Annotated in this window: 19 protein-coding genes; 8 read left to right on the forward strand and 11 right to left on the reverse strand. The window is 72.8% G+C overall.

The window, feature by feature from the left end:
* Positions 1-50: 50 nt before the first annotated feature.
* The gene (locus ACIO9K_RS09450; RefSeq protein ID WP_400328167.1) at positions 51-3,083 is read right to left on the reverse strand and encodes an AfsR/SARP family transcriptional regulator; all 3,033 of its coding nucleotides are present in this window, start codon (positions 3,081-3,083) and stop codon (positions 51-53) included.
* Between the two features lie 131 nt (positions 3,084-3,214).
* Between ACIO9K_RS09450 and ACIO9K_RS09455 the strand changes: the two genes are divergently transcribed.
* The gene (locus tag ACIO9K_RS09455) at positions 3,215-4,711 is read left to right on the forward strand and encodes a BTAD domain-containing putative transcriptional regulator (RefSeq protein ID WP_363619170.1); all 1,497 of its coding nucleotides are present in this window, start codon (positions 3,215-3,217) and stop codon (positions 4,709-4,711) included.
* A 25-nt stretch (positions 4,712-4,736) separates the two neighbouring features.
* Here the strand turns inward: ACIO9K_RS09455 and ACIO9K_RS09460 are convergent, their stop codons facing one another.
* The 8 genes from ACIO9K_RS09460 to ACIO9K_RS09495 all read right to left on the reverse strand — a co-directional run bounded on the left by ACIO9K_RS09460 (position 4,737) and on the right by ACIO9K_RS09495 (position 9,656).
* Positions 4,737-5,234: a hypothetical protein gene (locus tag ACIO9K_RS09460; protein ID WP_400328170.1), complete on the reverse strand. Its 498-nt coding sequence runs from the start codon at positions 5,232-5,234 to the stop codon at positions 4,737-4,739.
* Positions 5,235-5,358: 124 nt separating this feature from the next.
* Positions 5,359-5,940 (reverse strand): DUF4157 domain-containing protein, encoded by a 582-nt coding sequence (locus ACIO9K_RS09465; RefSeq protein WP_400328172.1) that lies wholly within the window; start codon positions 5,938-5,940, stop codon positions 5,359-5,361.
* A 189-nt stretch (positions 5,941-6,129) separates the two neighbouring features.
* On the reverse strand, positions 6,130-6,645 hold the full coding sequence (locus tag ACIO9K_RS09470; RefSeq protein ID WP_363619172.1) for a DUF6879 family protein: 516 nt from the start codon (positions 6,643-6,645) through the stop codon (positions 6,130-6,132).
* A 5-nt stretch (positions 6,646-6,650) separates the two neighbouring features.
* Positions 6,651-6,893 (reverse strand): hypothetical protein, encoded by a 243-nt coding sequence (locus ACIO9K_RS09475; RefSeq protein WP_363585394.1) that lies wholly within the window; start codon positions 6,891-6,893, stop codon positions 6,651-6,653.
* A gap of 196 nt (positions 6,894-7,089) precedes the next feature.
* The gene (locus ACIO9K_RS09480) at positions 7,090-7,608 is read right to left on the reverse strand and encodes a DUF6879 family protein (protein WP_363585393.1); all 519 of its coding nucleotides are present in this window, start codon (positions 7,606-7,608) and stop codon (positions 7,090-7,092) included.
* A gap of 276 nt (positions 7,609-7,884) precedes the next feature.
* A complete protein-coding gene (locus ACIO9K_RS09485; protein ID WP_400328175.1) occupies positions 7,885-8,460 on the reverse strand; it encodes a DUF1707 domain-containing protein in 576 nt (191 codons plus the stop codon).
* A 94-nt stretch (positions 8,461-8,554) separates the two neighbouring features.
* The gene (locus tag ACIO9K_RS09490) at positions 8,555-8,761 is read right to left on the reverse strand and encodes a DUF397 domain-containing protein (protein ID WP_363585391.1); all 207 of its coding nucleotides are present in this window, start codon (positions 8,759-8,761) and stop codon (positions 8,555-8,557) included.
* A 10-nt stretch (positions 8,762-8,771) separates the two neighbouring features.
* Complete coding sequence (locus ACIO9K_RS09495; protein WP_363585390.1) at positions 8,772-9,656, reverse strand: helix-turn-helix transcriptional regulator; 885 nt, start codon at positions 9,654-9,656, stop codon at positions 8,772-8,774.
* A 208-nt stretch (positions 9,657-9,864) separates the two neighbouring features.
* Between ACIO9K_RS09495 and ACIO9K_RS09500 the strand changes: the two genes are divergently transcribed.
* From ACIO9K_RS09500 to ACIO9K_RS09520, 5 genes are all read left to right on the forward strand, one after another.
* Positions 9,865-10,236, forward strand: coding sequence for an ATP-binding protein (locus ACIO9K_RS09500; protein WP_363585389.1), 372 nt, complete (start codon positions 9,865-9,867; stop codon positions 10,234-10,236).
* Positions 10,236-10,499: a hypothetical protein gene (locus tag ACIO9K_RS09505; protein ID WP_400328178.1), complete on the forward strand. Its 264-nt coding sequence runs from the start codon at positions 10,236-10,238 to the stop codon at positions 10,497-10,499. Before ACIO9K_RS09500 ends, ACIO9K_RS09505 begins: the two co-directional genes overlap by 1 nt.
* Positions 10,500-10,604: 105 nt before the next feature.
* Positions 10,605-11,009 (forward strand): hypothetical protein, encoded by a 405-nt coding sequence (locus tag ACIO9K_RS09510; RefSeq protein ID WP_400328180.1) that lies wholly within the window; start codon positions 10,605-10,607, stop codon positions 11,007-11,009.
* Between the two features lie 78 nt (positions 11,010-11,087).
* Positions 11,088-11,288 (forward strand): hypothetical protein, encoded by a 201-nt coding sequence (locus tag ACIO9K_RS09515; protein ID WP_363585386.1) that lies wholly within the window; start codon positions 11,088-11,090, stop codon positions 11,286-11,288.
* 104 nt (positions 11,289-11,392) lie between these two features.
* Entirely contained in the window at positions 11,393-11,797 is a 405-nt protein-coding gene (locus tag ACIO9K_RS09520; protein WP_400328182.1) for a DUF3052 domain-containing protein, read from the forward strand.
* A gap of 54 nt (positions 11,798-11,851) precedes the next feature.
* On the opposite strand, the gene ACIO9K_RS09525 is transcribed toward ACIO9K_RS09520, so the two are convergent.
* A complete protein-coding gene (locus ACIO9K_RS09525) occupies positions 11,852-12,574 on the reverse strand; it encodes a DsbA family protein (RefSeq protein ID WP_400328184.1) in 723 nt (240 codons plus the stop codon).
* Between the two features lie 324 nt (positions 12,575-12,898).
* On the opposite strand from ACIO9K_RS09525, the gene ACIO9K_RS09530 reads away from it, so the two are divergent.
* Entirely contained in the window at positions 12,899-13,168 is a 270-nt protein-coding gene (locus ACIO9K_RS09530) for a hypothetical protein (RefSeq protein ID WP_363619176.1), read from the forward strand.
* A 97-nt stretch (positions 13,169-13,265) separates the two neighbouring features.
* On the opposite strand, the gene ACIO9K_RS09535 is transcribed toward ACIO9K_RS09530, so the two are convergent.
* A complete protein-coding gene (locus tag ACIO9K_RS09535) occupies positions 13,266-13,994 on the reverse strand; it encodes a chitinase (RefSeq protein ID WP_400328186.1) in 729 nt (242 codons plus the stop codon).
* A gap of 283 nt (positions 13,995-14,277) precedes the next feature.
* Between ACIO9K_RS09535 and ACIO9K_RS09540 the strand changes: the two genes are divergently transcribed.
* Positions 14,278-16,185, forward strand: a complete 1,908-nt coding sequence (locus ACIO9K_RS09540) for a hypothetical protein (RefSeq protein ID WP_400328188.1) — start codon at positions 14,278-14,280, stop codon at positions 16,183-16,185.
* The last annotated feature ends 30 nt before the right edge of the window (positions 16,186-16,215 follow it).

The raw sequence follows: 16,215 nt of genomic DNA on the forward strand, positions 1-16,215 counted from the left end.
GGGCCCAGGGCCTGCCAGGTCTCGTCCGGCCCGCCGAGATCGGCCGGGACCTAGGGCTGCGGCAGGCCGTCCAGCAGGGCCCTGGTCCGCTCGGCGTCCTCGCCGAGTCCGAGCCGCTCGTACACCTCCAGCGCGTCCGCCAGGCAGGCACGGGCCTGGAGGGGGCGGCCGAGGCCGGTGAGCGCGGTGCCCAGGGTGCGCAGCAGCGCGGCCTCCAGGGCGGCGCTGGTGCGGCGGGCGAGCGGCAGCGCCGCCTCGGCGGCGTCGGCGGCGAGCAGCCAGCGCTCGGCCTCGGCGTGGATCCGGGCGGCGAGGTCGCCCGCCGCCGCCGCGAACACCGTCACCTGGAGGGCGGCGAACTCGTCGCGGGCGCCGGCCGCGTGGGCGAGCGCCGCCTCCGGGTCGCCGCACAGGCGCAGGACCCGGGCCAGGTAGTAGCGCCCGGTGGCGGCGGACACCGGGCCGGAGCCGCTCATCAGGCGGGCGCCGCGCTCGGCGGCGTCCCGGGCCTCGGCCAGCCGGCCGGTCTGGGCGCAGCTGAACGCGAACTCGCCGAGGGCGCTGCCCTCGGAGCGTTCGGCGCCGAGGCGGCGGAACAGGTCGGCGGCACGGCCGGCGTGTCGGGCGGCGTCGGCGTAGCGGCCGTGGACGCGGGCGTTGCCGCCGAGGGTGAGCAGGGCCTTGGCGAGGACGCGGACCTTCGGGCCGTCGCCGCTGCCCCCGTTGCCGCCGTCGTCGTCCTGGCAGAGCGCGACGGCCTGGCGGATGTCCTGCTCGGACTCGGCGTAGCGGTTGATGTGCCAGAGCATGCCGCCGCGCACGTAGCGGGCGAGGGCGAGCGGGCCGTGGTCGCCGCGGGCGGCGGCCTCGCGGGCGACGCGGTCGGCGAGGTCGGCGATGTCGCGGGTCTGGGTGCGTTCGGCGAGTACGGAGCCCATCCGGTCGGCGAGTTCGGCCGCCCGGTCGAGCGGCAGCGCCGGGTCGGCGCAGCTCAGGGCGATGGCGGAGGCGTGCACGCCGGCCTGTTCGCGCATCCAGCGGACGGCGGCGGGCCCGTCCGTGATCGTCTTCCCGGGGGAGCGGACGGGTGCGTCGAGCAGGCTGAGTTCGACCGGGTCGGCCTTGCGGGCGGCGCGGTCGGCGTTGCGGGCGGTGGCCAGGCAGTAGTCGACCAGCCGGTCGGCGGCGGCGGTGCGTTCGGCGGCGGGCTCCTCGGCGGCGAGCCGGCCGCGGGCGTAGTCGCGGACCAGGTCGTGGAAGCCGTAGCGGCCGAAGCGGGGGGAGTGCAGCAGGTTGAGGTCGACGAGCGCTTCGAGGAGTTCGTCGGTCTCGGCTTCGGTGCGGCCGAGCAGTGCGGCCGCGCAGGGCAGCGGGACGTCCGGGGCGTCGGGCAGGGACAGCAGGCGGAAGGCGCGGGCGAGTTCGGCGTCGAGGCGGTGGTAGGAGAGGGCGAAGGTGGCCTCCACGGTCCGTTCGCCGTCGCTGAGTTCGGCCAGCCGGTGTTCCCGGCGCAGCCCGTCGGCGAGCGCGGCCAGGGTGAGCGCGGGGTCGGCGGCGAGCCGGGAGGCGACGATGCGCACGGCGAGCGGCAGCAGTCCGCAGGCCCGCACGATCTCCTCGGCGGCCCCGGGTTCGGCGTCGACGCGGTCGGCGCCGACGATCCGGGTCAGCAGTTCCAGTGCCTCGGCGGGCGGCAGGGTGTCCAGGCGCATCTGGTGCGCCCCGGCGAGGCCGGCCAGCCGGACGCGGCTGGTGACCAGGACGGCGCAGCCGGACGAGCCGGGCAGCAGTGGTTCGACCTGGCCGAGGGTGGCGGCGTTGTCGAGGACGACGAGGACCCGCCGCCCGGCCAGTGCCGAGCGGTAGAGGGCGGAGCGCTCCCCGGTGTCGAGCGGGATCTCGGCGGCGGCCACGCCGAGGGCGCGCAGGAAGCCGGCGAGCACCGCGCCCGGGTCCAGCGGGGTGCGGTCGGCGCCGCGCAGGTCGGCGAAGAGCCGCCCGTCGGGGAAGCGTCCGTGGGCCTGTCGGGCGACGTGCACGGCGAGCGTGGTCTTGCCGACCCCGCCCATGCCGTCCAGGGCGGAGACCACGACGGCTCGCCCGCCGGCCCCGGCGAGGCGGTCCACCAGGGTCTCGACCTCCTCGGTGCGGCCGGTGAAGTCGGCCAGGCCGTCGGGCAGTTGGTCGGGCGGCTGCCAGGCGGCGGCGGGTTCGGCGCGGGCGGAGGCGGAGGCGGAGGGGGCGGGCAGCAGGGACGGGTCCTCGCGCAGGATCCGCAGGTGCAGTGCGGCGGGACCGTCCTCGGCCGTCGGAGCGGCGGCGGCCGTCGGCGGCCGGCGGGTGTCCTCGCGCCGGGTGGGCCCGTCCCCGCCGGACGGCAGTCGGCGGCGGGCGTCCTCGTACACGGCGAGCGCCTCGGCCTTGCGGCCCGCCTGGTAGAGGGCGCGCATCAGGACGGCGGTCAGCCGGGGCCGTTCGGGGTGTTCCAGGGCGAGTGCGGCGGCCTCGGCCGTCAGACCGGTGTGGTCGCCGATCTCCGCGTCCAGCTCCAGCCGCGTCTCCTTGGCGTGAAGTCGCTGTTCGGCGAGCCGGGAGCGGACGGCCTCGGCGTGCGGCCCGGGCAGCCCGGCCAGCGGTTCGCCGACCCACAGCCGCTGCGCGGCCAGCAGGACCTCCCGGACCTCCTGCGGCGGGGCCTGCTCGTCGCGCAGCCGTCCGGCCGTGGCCAGCAGTTCCTCCCAGCGGGCCGCGTCCACCTCCGCGTCCGGCACCCGCAGCGCGTACCCGTCGCCGACCCGCACCAGCGGCATCCGCTGCGGATCCGGCCCGGTGTACGGCTTGAAGGCCGAACGCAGCCGGGAGACGGCCAGCTGGACGGCCTTGCGGGGGTCGGCCGGCGCGGCCCCGCCCCACACCCCCTCCACCAGCACCGGCGTCGCCACCGTCCGTCCGGCGGCGTCCAGCAGCACCGCCAGGACGGCCCGCTGCTGCGGTCGGCCCAGTTCGATCTCCCGCTCCCCGTGCCAGGCGCGCAGTGGTCCCAGCAGTCCGAACCGCAGCCCGGACGCCCCGATGTCAACCATGTCCCGTCCCCGAATGTCGTCCGGTGCCCGGATCACGCCACTTCCGTACGGACGGCGGCGCCCCCTGATCCGGTCACCTATGCTCTGTCACGGATTGTGTACTTGAACTCATGGCTTCGAGGGGTGGGGGCATGGGGCTCGAATTCCGTGTTCTGGGGCCGCTGCGGGCCCGGTGTGACGGCCACGAGATCGACCTCGGTCGGCCGCAGCAGCGGGCCGTGCTGGCCGCCCTGCTGCTTGCCCCGGGCCAGCTCGTGCCCACTGAACGGCTGGTCGAGGGCTTGTGGGGCGAGGATGTCGCCCGTTGGCCCAAGGCCCCGGCCGGCCAGATCGGCACCCACGCGCACCGGCTGCGCCGTGCCCTCGCGGCCCCCGGCCTGCTGGTCGCCACCGCCGGTGGCTACCGGTTGGAGGTGGACCGGGCCGCCGTCGACCTGTTCCGCTACGAGGCCGGGGTGGGCGAGGCCGTCACGCTGCGCTACGACGACCCGGTGCGGGCCCGGGAGCTGCTCGCCGGCGCGCTCGCGCTGTGGGAGGGGCGTGCGCTGGACGGCGTGCCCGGCGGTTTCGCCGAACGCGCCCGCGAACGGCTCGCCGCCGGTCACCATGCCGCCGTCAAGGTGCTGCACGACCTGGACCTGGCGCTCGGCCGGCACGCCGAGGCGCTGCCCGCGCTGGACGCGCTCGCCGCCGCACACCCGCGCGACGAGGAGGTGCAGCGCCTCCACCTGCTGGCCCTGCACCGCTGCGGGCGGACGGCCGAGGCGCTGGCCGCCTTCGAGGCGCTGCGCGAACGGCTGGACCGCGAGCTGGGGCTCGAACCGGCACCGGCGGTCGCGGACCTGCACGCCCGCATCCGGAGAGGGGACACCGAGCTCGCGGCGCCGTCCGCCCCGGTACCGCCGCGCCGGCCCGCCCGGCCCTGCCAGCTGCCGCCGGACATCCCCGACCTGGTCGGGCGGGCGGCCCAGGTGCGGGAGGCCGAGCGGATCCTGCGGTCCGGTGGCGGCGACGGTGCCGGTGCCGGTGATGTCGACGGCGGTGATGCCGGGGCCTCGCCGGTGCTCGGCCTGTCCGGGCCGGCCGGCAGCGGCACCTCCGCGCTCGCGGTGCACCTGGCGCACACCGTCCAGGACGCCTTCCCGGACGGGCAGCTGTACGCGGCCGGCGGGACGGCGGAGCCGGGAGCGGTGCTGGCCGCCTTCCTGCGGGCCCTGGGGGAGCGGCCCGTCGAGGACGCCGGTGTCGGCGAACTGGGCGTGCGCTACCGGGCCGCGCTCGCCGGACGGCGGGTGCTGGTCGTGCTCGACGGCGTCACCGACCCGGCGCCGCTGCTGCCCGCGGTGGCGGGCTGCGCGGCCGTCGTGGCCGGCGCCGAACCGGGCGCCCTGCCCGCCGACGCGGCCCGGCTGGCCGTCGGCCCGCTGGAGCCGCACGACGCGTACGAGCTACTGGCCCGGGTCGTCGGCGCCGAGCGGATCCGCCGGGAGCCGGGCCCGGCCGCTGAGGTCGCCGAGCTCTGCGGCTACCTGCCCGTACTCCTGCGGTCGGTGGCGGCGCGCCTCGCGGCCCGCCCGCAGTGGTCCGTCGCCGACCTGGTCCGCTGGCTCGCCGAACGGGGCGCCTGAGCGGCGCTCCGGGCCGGTGCGGTGGTCAGTAGAGGTCCGAGGACATCGCCCACATGCGGATGTCGTTGGTGGGCGTGGTGACGATGGGGACCTCGCCGTCACCCCAGTAGATGGCGACGCCGCCGAGCTTCTTCACCACCAGCCGGGCGCCCGGGTGCCCGTACGTGCCGGAGGACCAGCAGACGCCCCCGGAGGCGGAGTAGACGACCAGGTTGCCGTCGGACTGCATGACCGCCTTGTACCCGCAGTGGTTCACGTGGGTGCCGGAGTTCCAGACGGCCAGCGGGTTCGGGGTGTTGTACCCGCGGTAGACGACCAGGTTGCCGTCGGACTGCATGATCAGCCGGGAGTTCTCGGAGTCGACGTGCCAGCCCGGGTAGAGCGGCTCGTCGTTCCAGAGCGTGTGGGTCGTCGGGTCGTACGCCGCCTGCGCGGCGCCGGCCCCCAGCATCGTCCCCGTCAGCGCCAGCGCCGTGGCCGCCACCCCGACGGCCATGCGTCGCACTGCCTTCACTGCCTTCATCCCCGGGTACCTCTTTCGTCCATATCGCGCCCGTGAAAGTTCGCGGCGCCCCGTGGGACTGACCATGGGACAAGGCGGTAGACAAACGATGAACGATCCCGTTGACGGGCGGGGGCGGGACGGCTCAGCCCCGGTGCTCCTCGTCCTCGTGGGTGGCGGCGTGGTCGGCTCGGCGGCCTGCGGTCGGGCCGGACATCACCCGCCGGGCGTTGGCCTCGGCCTCGCGCTCGAAACGGTCGGACGGGTCGCTGACGCTCAGCCCGGAGCCGTTGTCGGAGCCCGCCACGGGGCCCTGCCGCTGCTGGAGCACGTGGGTCAGCTCGTGGGCGAGGGTGTGCCGGTCGCCGCCGCCGTCGCCGATGACGACGTGGTTGCCGGAGGTGTAGGCGCGGGCGCCGATCTCGGCGGCGGAACTCCGGGCGGCGCTGTCGTCGTGGATCCGGACGTCCGAGAAGTCGGCGCCCAGGCGGGCCTCCATGTCGGCGCGGGTGGCGCCGTCGAGCGAGCGGCCGCCGCTGCGCAGCACGTCGTGGACGGCGGCGACGGAGCGCTGCACCTGGCCGGCCCGCTGGAGTCGTCGGACGACGGCGGTGTTCCCGACGGACGCCTGGAGGCCGAGCAGCGCGGGTGCTGGTGCGGGCGCGTGCGCGGGTGTCCGGGCGGTCGAGGGGGCGTGCGCCTTGTCGTCACTGTCGCTGGTCCTCATCGGCGTCCCTTCGGGTCGATGGCCGGTGAGTCCTGGATACCCCGCCCACACCCGGAGCGATAGGGATGGCGGGGGCAGCAACCCTGCCCACCGGGGGCAGCCCCGCCCGCCGGTCGGTCCCCAACGCGCGGGCAGGGCGGGGGGATCGCCGTCGAGGGCAGGGCGTGCAGGCGAGGCGGCCATGGTGGATCAGTGAAGCCGGTACTCCTCGTGCGGTGTGGCCCGGTCCCACACCGCCTCGAATGCCGACTTCACCAGTTCGACGACGGCCGGCTCGGTGCGCCATTCACGGTCGACGACCTCACCGACACCCGAGAAGTACGTGAACAGCACCGACGACCCGTCGAACAGCCACAGGTCGGTGCCGGGCAACGCGATGTCGGCCGCCTTCCGGCGGGGAAGCCAGCGGATCTGTTCGCCCGCCCGGACGTTCGGGAACGTCACGTCGTACTCGTACCGGATGTAGTCGGTGACCGGTTCGGAGACGACCCGGGCACGCCTCATCACGACACCGCGCGCCGTCGTCTCGGCCACCACGTCCAGGAACGGGCGCCACCAGGACGACCGCTCGGCAGCAGGGTCAAGGTGTTTCCCCTGCTGCCATGCGATGAACTCGGGGTCGCTGGGCTGGTAGGCGTCGCGCATCTCAAGATGCACGGCGGAAACCTTGGCCTCGGCCAGGCCCTCAAGTACCGGGTTCGTCATCGCTCCTACTCACTGTCGGGCTTGGGGATGAACTGAAGCATGATCTCGGGAAGCCTGATGATCGTCTCGTGATCGGGCACGTCGGTGGAGTGGCCGGGGATCGAACCGATCTCCTGACATGCCTTCACTTCGTTGTCCGTGGCCTTGTAGGACTGGATCAGCAAGTCTCCGGTTTCCTCGTCCAACCAGATCGTCGGCGAGTCCGTGTCCGGGGTGTTCGGGATGATGCCGAGGAACCTCAGGGCCATTCTCACTCCCGTAGTCGAGTGGGGTGCACCGGTGTGCGTGAGCCTCACCCTTCCGGTTGATCGCCGCCAAGAGGGCGGTAGGACGTTTGCCGCCCGCTCGTTGGAGCCCAACGAGCGGGCGGGTGCGGCCTCCTCCTACGGCACCTGGCCAACGCCAGATTGCCTTGCTGGACGCCGGATGGCGCGCGTGCACCGGTCAGTGGAGCTGGAAGTCCTCGTGCGGGACCGCCCGCTCCCAGACGGCCTCGAACGCGGAGTGGGAGAGCTTCACGGGTTGCGGGTCGGTGCTGATCTCGTCGTCGACGAAGTCGCCCTCGCCGCTGAAGTGGTGGACGACGAGCAGCCGCCCGTCGATGAGCCAGAAGTCGTTTCCGGGGAGCGCCAGGTCGGTCGTCTGCTGACGGGGGAGCCACCGGACCTGCTCGCCGGAGGCGATGTTCCGGAACGTGATCTCGTGTTCGAACCGGATGTACTCGCTCACCGGCTCCGACACCACACGGGCGCGCCGGACCTCGACGCCTCGGGCGGTGGTTTCGTGGATCAGCTGCAACCACGGGTTCCACCACGACGAGCGGTCGGCCGGGTCGTCCCGGTGCCCGTCGAGCCAGCGGAGGAACAGTGGGTCGTCCCGCATGTAGCCGTCGCGCATCTCAAGGTGAAGCGCGGAGCGGGTGCAGGATCGCAGCAGGTCCTCAAGTGGGGGATCTGCGGGCATCGTTCACCTCCGGGAAGAACTGCATCGTTCGTCTGGGAGATTCGACCACGGCCTCGACCCTCCGGGCGCCGATCTTCGCGGGACGGCCGGGGTTCGCGCGCAGCCGAGATGCTCGAAGAGGAGGTCACCGGCGTGGTCGTGTCGGAAGGCGGGAATCGGCCAACGATGCGTCATGGCGGGCTCTTTGAGGGCGGGAGACCGGCCGGGCAACGGGAGGTGCCCGCTCGTCGGGATCGACGAGCGGGCGAGGAAGCGTAGCTGTGGAGCGGGGCTGCCTCAGATGGCGAAGAGGCGGCGGCGGGGAGGGCGCGCGATGACCTTGGCGTGTTTGAGGGTGCCGGTGATCTCGATCCGGAGCCGGGGGCTGGTGGCGTCGCCGCCGCCGTTGGAGCGCTGCTTGACCTTGGAGAAGACGAGGGTGAGATCGTCGGTGTCGAGGGTGACGAGGCCCGGCGGGCTGATGATGAGCAGCTTGCCGTGCCGCAGGGCCGCGTCGATCAGAAGGGTGTCGGCCGTGATGACCGCTTCGGTGAAGTCGAGGACGACCGTGCAATGTTTCGGCCGCAACTCGATGTGCCGGGGGACCACCCAGCGCCCGGCCCGGGTGTACTTGCCGCCGCGCTGGTCGATGACCAGCACGTCCTTCGGCGTGGGCACGGCCGACGCGAAGCTCGGCAGGTCGGTGGTCAGCTCAGCCAGCTCGGCGAGCGTCCGGGCCGAGAGCGCGGATTCCAGCCGGGCTTCGAGCTCCTCGGGGGTGAGCCGGCCGTCTGCGGCGGCGACCTGCAGCGTTTCTACGGTGCGGTCCCGGTCCTGATGGGATGCCCGTAGCGCGGGCAGGTCTCTCGACATGGGTCCACGCTAACCCAGTGCGGGCGGCCCGGAACAGGGAGCTGAGCGGAGGCGGTCAGCACCGAGTGTGCTGACCGCCGGGCGTGCGTGGAGTTCAGGCTCGGACGAGATGGTCGAACTCGCCGGCCTTGGCGCCGAGGAGGAAGGCGCGGAGTTTGGGGACGGTGGTGGTGACGATGACGTCGGGGTCGTCGGACTCGCGGAAGTGACGGAGGCTGTCGACCCCAGTCGCTAGTTCAAGACATGTGCTGCCGCCGTCTGCGTCGCTGAAGGATGACTTCTGCCAGGCAAGGTCGGACATCGGGCGCCTTTCACGTTTGAAGCTGGTAGATGAGGTGCTGAAGGAGTCCCCACGAGTCACGAGAGGAATCACGCCTGGGCTTCGACGCATCCACGGCCGGTAATGAGAGATCGCAGGCCTCGCGAAACTTCTGGTGGTAGGCCACTACATCTGATGGATCCCCAAGGTGAATAGCGCGCTTGGGCCCATCCAGGATGATGGTCGACAGCGCGGTGCACCCGGGGTCGCAGATCAGGAAGGCGCCTGTGTAGGGGACCTTCTTGGGGGCGTCGAATGGAATGATCTCGATCGTGACATTGGGTAGCTCCGCCATATCGACGAGGTGAAGAAGCTGCTCGTGCATGACCGACTTGCCGGCGAACCGCATCTGAAGAGCTGCTTCGTGGATGACGAATCGAAACTGACGCCTACTGTCGGTCAGGACGCGCTGCCGCTGTAGACGGAACTGGACGGCGGTCGCCGTGTCCCAACGGCCATCTTGGTAAGCATCCTTGTAGATAGCTTCGATATAGCCCGGGACCTGCAAGCTGCCGGGGATATGGAGCGTATCGAACACTGAGAAGGTCTGTGCCCTGTCCTCCGCCTCGGCCAGATCCAGCGCGAGTGTCGGAACTTTGCCCTCGAACTCGCTCCACCAGCCCTTGCCGCTGCTCCGCCCCATCTCGGTAAGACCCGCGCGGTATACCGGGTCCGTGCAGCCATAGGCGTCGAGCCAGACTTCGAGGCGTTCGGGGTTGAGAGTGATCCGACCAGCCTCGGTGTGGCTCACTGCCGGAACCTTCATACCGACCAGTGCCCCGGCGTCGGCAGACGACAGCCCGGCGGCTGTCCGCAGGTGCTGCAGCTCCTCGCCGAATCGGCGCTGCCGTTGGCTGATTGGTCCCTTGTATCCCACGATCGTCCTTCCCTGTCGGCGCAGTCTCGCGCACAACCCCTCCGGGATGCCACCAACGAGTGATGGCTGGTACGAGTCTCCTGGATCTGCTTGCAACCTTGCCAGACAGACCCCTACTCTCAGTGTTGCACTGATCACATGACGGAGCGTCAGTCCGGTTCATGGCGACGTTTCCGCCGATTCCCCTCCTCTCCTCCTGGGGTCTCCCATGCGTGCTTCCAACCCTCCCGACTGGACCGCCGCCCGCACCGAGCTGTGCGACCTCCTCACCACCGCCGGCTGGCCGCCCCCCACCATCTCCGACGCCGAACTCGCCCTCCACGAACTCTTCTTCAACGCGTGGAAGCACGCCGGGAGCCTCGCGCCCCTCGTCGTGCTGTCCCTCCTCAACCGCAGGCTCCGGGTCTCGGTCTGCGACGACAGCCAGACCCTCCCGCCCGAGCCGTGCGTCCCCGCCGACCCCCTCGCCCTCTCCGGCCGGGGCCTCCACCTCGTCCGTTCCCTCACCCACCGCTTCGGCACTGACCTGCGTAAGCAGGGCAAATCCGTCTGGTTCGAACTGCAGTTGGACGCCGCCTGATGCCTCTTCCCCGCCGCTACCCGATGCTGCCGACCGACCCCCGGATCCGGTACTACACCGACGACCACATCCGCACGCTCCTCGCCGAAGTCGACGAGCGCGGCCGCAGGTTCGGCCTCATCTTCCCCTCCGCGACCACCGACCGCACCATCGACGGCCGCATCCTCGTCCGCTTCAACACGGCCCCCGCCTCCACCCTCCTCAACCTCCTCTCCCTCCTCCTCGCCGCCGAACGAGACCGCGACGACCCGTGCGCTTCCTGATCGCCGCCGCCTTCGCCGTCCTCCTCGCCCTGGCGATCGCCACCGTCGTCCTGGGCGTCATCACCGCACTCAACGTTGCAAAGCCCGACGAGGAGGACTCCTGACATGCCCGACCCGGACCCGGACCCGGACCCCGACTTCGGCCCCAACCCCCTGGCCAACGCCCTCGCCGCGACCCACTACGCCGTCGCCGCCGCCTTCAATACCCTCGCCCCCGGCGCCGCCCAGCCCGTCCCCGACGACTTCGACTGGCGCGAACTCGAAGCCTTCATCTTCCACTTGGGCTTCGCCGCCGACGACTCCGACGCCGCCCTCAACCTCTACCGCCTGCTCGCCGCCGTCCAGCGCATCGCCTACCGCGAGGCCGCCGGTCGCAACGCCGCCGGCCACCCCGCCCGCCTCAACCCCCACCCCGCCCGCCTCAACCCCCGCCTCAACCCCCACCTCGGCCCCGGCTCCGGCCCCCGCCCGTCCTCGACCGCATTCACCCGTGGGGGTGGTGCCGGGTGAATGCCACCGACCGCGCCCCGCGCGGCCCCTAGCGTGGGCAGCGCCAAGCGCCAGCCACCCCAGGGGAGGGGACCCGACGTGTCCGACGTCGCCGAATACCTGCTGCTCTACGTCGAGGGCGACGCGGTCGTGGCGCACGACGCCGACCTGCGCCCGCACACGTTCCCCCTCCCGCCCGGCGAGCTGGGCGCCACCATTGCCCGGGCCGACGCGGCCGGCGGTGCGCAACTCCTGTTGACCGTCAGCTCGTCCGTGGTCATCTCCTGCCGCAAGATCTGACGGATCGTCAATCTCCGGGCGTGTTCCGCGCCGACCGCCGTCCGTGTCTGGTTGGCTACCCGGATGCGAGGCGACAGGCGCCTCCAAGTCAAAGGAACACCGGCATGACGACAGAGCGCACCAACCCGGCGGCCCGGCTCGGGTTCGAGCCCGGGCAGGTCGTCCAGGAGATCGGCTACGACGAGGACGTCGACCAGGATCTCCGCGAGGGCATCGAGGTGCTGATCGGCCAGGACCTCGTCGACGAGGACTACGACGACGTGGCCGACACCGTCCTGCTCTGGTTCCGCGAGGACGACGGCGACCTCACCGACGCCCTGGTCGACGCCATCGGCCTCCTCGAAGAGGGCGGCATGATCTGGCTGCTCACCCCGAAGCCGGGCCGGGACGGCTACATCGAGCCCAGCGACGTCAACGAGGCCGCCCAGACCGCCGGCCTCGCCTCGACCAAGGCCATCAGCGCCGCCGCGGACTGGACCGGCATCCGCCTCATCGCCCCCAAGCGCTGACACCCCCGGAGCAGGAAGTCGGCCCCGCCGACTTCCTGCTCCACGCCCTTCGCCTCACCGCTGCGGCAGCTCGCACCCGTCCGGCCCACAGGCCTCGCCGCTGCCGTCACCGCCGGCGCCGCCGACCAGCAGGGGCACCGACACCCGGCTCTCCCAGGCCTGCTCCAGTGCCGCCGTGAACGTCTCGGCGGGCTGGGCGCCCGAGACCCCGAGCCGCCGGTCGAACACGAAGAACGGGACCCCGGTGGCGCCCATCGCGCCCGCCGTCGCCTCGTCCTCGCGCACCGCCTCCGCGTAGGCGTCCGGATCGGCCAGCACCGCCGCCGCGGCCTCGCCGTCCAGCCCCGCCTCGACGGCCAGTTCCACCAGTCGTCCTTCCGCGAACGCGGATCGCGCGTCGGCGAAGTTGGCCCGGTACAGCGCGTCCAGCAGTTGCCCCTGCCGCCCGTGGTCCTTGGCGAAGTGCAGCAGGCGGTGCATGTCGAAGGAGTTCGCCGCGTCGCGCCCCTCGCGGAGGTACGCGAGCCCCTCCCCGTGCGCGTTGTCCGCGATCCGCGCCTCCGCCGCTTCGGCCTGGTCCAGGCTGAGCCCGTACTTGGCGGCGATCAGCGGGACGACCGGCCGCGCCTCGGCCGGCGAGTGGGGGTCGAGCTCGAAGGAGCGGTGGACGACCTCCACGTCCCCGCGGTGGGGGAACCGCTCCAGGGCCTGCTCGAACCGGGCCTTGCCGATGTAGCACCACGGGCAGTTGATGTCGGTCCAGATCTCCACGCGCACGGCGTCGCTCCCGTCTCCAGCCGTGCGGGGCCTTCCCGCACCCGGCTCCGTGGCCAACGCCGACGACCGCCTGAATATTTCTCGTGATGAAATATTCAGGTGCCCGACGGGACCGGCCTCACCGCAGCCGCGCCGTCGCGAGCAGGCCTACAGGAACGCCTCCTGCCATGCGGTCGCCGTCGCCACGTCCCCGAACCCAGGTGCTCGGCGCTCTGCCCGCAGGCCGTTCCGTGGATCGGCAACGGTGGCCGGGACGGCGCCATCGCCGGTCTCCTGCACGGCAGTTACCGTGTCGGTGGCAACCCGAACGGAAGGCGGACAGCGATGGGAACCTCCGCGCACGTCACGGCGCCGCCGCTCCTCGCGGTCGCGGTGCTCCTGCTCGCCGTCAAGTGGGTCAGGCGGCGGCGGAACGGCAGGCCCGTTCCCCTGCTGCCGCGATCGGGACCGGCCTGGGCGGGCGCGTTGGCCGTCGTCGCGTTCGTGCTGGTCACGGGCGCGCTGGCCGGCCGCGCCGGGGATGTGGTCGTGCCGGCCGTCGCGCTCGGGGGACTGGTCGGGGCCTTCGTGGACCTTCGCTTCGGTGCCCGGTGATGACGCCCGGTGATGACGCCGCCGCTGGCCGTGGCCGCGAAACGACCCCGTGCGTGGGAAGTCGGCCCGGCCGACTTCCCACGCAAGCCGTCGCCGGTCAGCAGGAGATGTTGCCGCCGCCGACGTCGGTGCCGAGGACGCCGACGAACTTCTTGTAGAGGTTGATGCGGTCGTTGCGCTCGTCCGGGTTCTTGCCGTTGCACTCCAGGTCGCCGTTGATGCTGCGGATGGTCTCGCCGAAGCCCTTGCCGTTGACGATGGCGTCGTGCGCGGTCATCGTCCCGGCGCCCTTCTGGGTGTTCCAGAACCAGAGGCCGGTCTTCCAGGAGACGGCCGGGTCCTTCTCGGCCAGGTAGGGGTTGTTCAGCAGGTCGATGTGCAGGGCGTCGCCCGCGGCCTTGTAGTTGAAGTTCCAGCTGATCTGGAGCGGGCCGCGCCCGTAGTAGGCGCTCTTGCCGGCGGGACAGCCGTAGGGCTGCGAGGCGTCGCAGTAGTGGCTGTAGTTGGCGGTGTTCTGCTCGACGACGTACCGCAGGCCGCCGGTCTCGTGGCTGACGTTGGCGAGGAACGCCGCGGCCTCGCGCTTGCGGGTGGCGTCGTTGCCGGTGGTGGTGAACCCGGGGTAGGCGCTGAGGGCGTCGGTCAGGCCGCGGTAGGTGTAGAAGGAGTTCCGGCTCGGGAACATCTGGTTGAACTGGGTCTCGCTGACCACGAACGAGGCGGCGGCCGCTGGTGTGGCGTGCCCGGTGAGGGCGGTGGTGCCCAGGGCGACGGTGCTCAGGACGGCGGCCGAGGCGGCCATGGACAGGGTGCGGGAGAGCTTCATCGTCACTTCTCGCTTGTCGTCGGGGTGGGGGGTGCTCCGGTGGGTGCACCGGGGGGTGCTTCGGGAGCGAAGCGTCGGGAACATCGTGGTGCGCCGATTTCGGGAAAAGGCGCCGACCAGCACCCAAACCACTCGTTCGGGGTGTATCCGACCTAGAGGTGAGCGCGATTCAGGCCAATTCCAGCTCGTCCGACACACCGACAGATTGATCATCCGGTCATCAGATACGCGGGATAGCCTCGTCCGCGCACAAGGCAGACACCGCGAGCGGGGGGACGACCACATGGGGCACGCCGACGACGAGGGCGACGAGCGGCTGGCGGCGGAGGGCGAGGTGGCGGTGGCCCGGCTGGCCATCGACTCCGGAGACCTCCCGCACGCCGCCGACCACCTGGCCGACGCGATCCTCGCCGACCCCCAGCTGCCCGAACTGCATGAGGCGCTGGCCGAGTTGTGCGCCGCCGCCGGAGGACCGGCCGCCGCCCGCGACCTGTTCCCGCTGGACGGCCAGGTCTACCTGGGCACCGTCGCCTGCCGGGCCCACGTCGAGGCTGCCGCCGGGGACTGGGACACCGCCGTCGGCCTGCTCGCCTCCGCGATCCAGTACGAGCCCGCGAGACCCTGGGCGCACACCGCCTGGCTCGCCCGCGAGGACCTGCCCGCCCTCGTCGACCCGGACGCCGTCGCCCAGGCGGTGGCCCGGGCCGCCGGCGGACTGCCCGACCCGCTGCCCGCCGAACTCGCAGAAGCCGTCCAGCCGTTCGAGGACTTCGTCCAGTCCGTGGTGGCCCGCCACGGCGACCACGCCTTGCTGCTCGCGATGGCCTCCGGCCTCACCCGCCGCCTCGGCGCCACCGACCGCGCCGTCGAACTCGCCGAACTGGCCCACCTGCTGGCCCCCGGCTACCTGCCGTCCGTGATGCTCGGCAACGCCCTGCGCGCGCACGGCCGGCCGGAACGGGCGCTCGCCGTCTGGGAGGCCGAACTGGCCCGGGTCGAACCGGAGCGGGACAACTCCAGCAGCTACCTCGCCGTCGACGTCGCCGAGTTGTACGGCGCCCTCGGCCGTCCCGCCGACGGCCTGCCCTGGCTGGACCGCGTGCTCGCCACCGAACCCGACCACCCCAAGGCGGCCCCCGCCCGGTACGGCCTGCGGCACGCCGCCGACGGCGACGCCGCCCACCTGCTCGCCCTGGCCGACCACCACCGCGCCCACCCGGACCACGAGTACGCCCAGGACCTGCTGGAACGGCTCAGCCACCGGGAACCCTGGCTCGGCATGGTCTCCGGCGCCACCGAGGCGACCGTCAACGTGCTGCACCAGCTGCTCGCCGCCCCCGGCACCACCCGCGACAGCGAGATCGAGTGCAGCGCCTCCGCCGTGGAACCGCCCAGCTCCCTGCTGGCCGTCCGCCTCGCCCTGCCGCGCTCCACCGTCGACTACCGGTCCGTCGCCGAGCCCGACCCCCGGCTCCCGCTGGTCGAACCGGCCACCCGGATCTGGGCCTGGGACGGCACCGACCCGCGCCCGGCCGTCGCCCCGCCCGCGCCGGACAGCGCCGAACTCGTCCGGGCCACCGCCGAGATCGTCTGGGCGACCGTCCCCGCCGCCTACGACCACGCCGTCCGGCTGGCCGGGCTGCCGCTCGACGACCTGCTCGGCGCGCTCGTCCACCCGCCGATGCCCCGGGAGGACGACCTCGGCCGGGCCCTGCTCGCCCACCAGCCCGAACTGTGGGTGCGGGCCGTCCAGGTCTTCGCCTGCCTCGGCATCGCCCACCACCGCACCGACCAGCCGTGGGAGGACTCCGACCGCCGCCGCGTGCTGGTCGACCTGCTGCTCGGGCCCGAGGACTGGGTGGTCGAGGCGGCCGGCTTCGCCCTCGTCGCGATCGGCTGGACGCACCCCGAGACCCGCGCCGACATCGCCGACCGGCTCCGGCAGCGGCTGCACTACAGCGCCCGGGCCCGCCGCACCCGCGTGGTGACCGTCCTGCGCTCGCTCGCCGCGCTGGCGCTCACCGCGCCCTGGCTGCCCCGGGCCGACCTCGACCTGGCCCGGCGGCTGATCGAGCGGGCCGAGGCCCAGGAGGCCAGGGAAGCCCGGGAAGCCCAGCAGGCCGAGGTGGTGCCCCGGGAGCAACCGGAACCCCGCCCCGGCCTCCTGCGCCGCCTCTTCCGGCGCGCCTGACGGGCGCTACAACAGAGGTCGGCGGGCGAT

It is taken from the genome of Kitasatospora sp. NPDC087271 (assembly GCF_044744605.1).
Taxonomy (GTDB): domain Bacteria; phylum Actinomycetota; class Actinomycetes; order Streptomycetales; family Streptomycetaceae; genus Kitasatospora.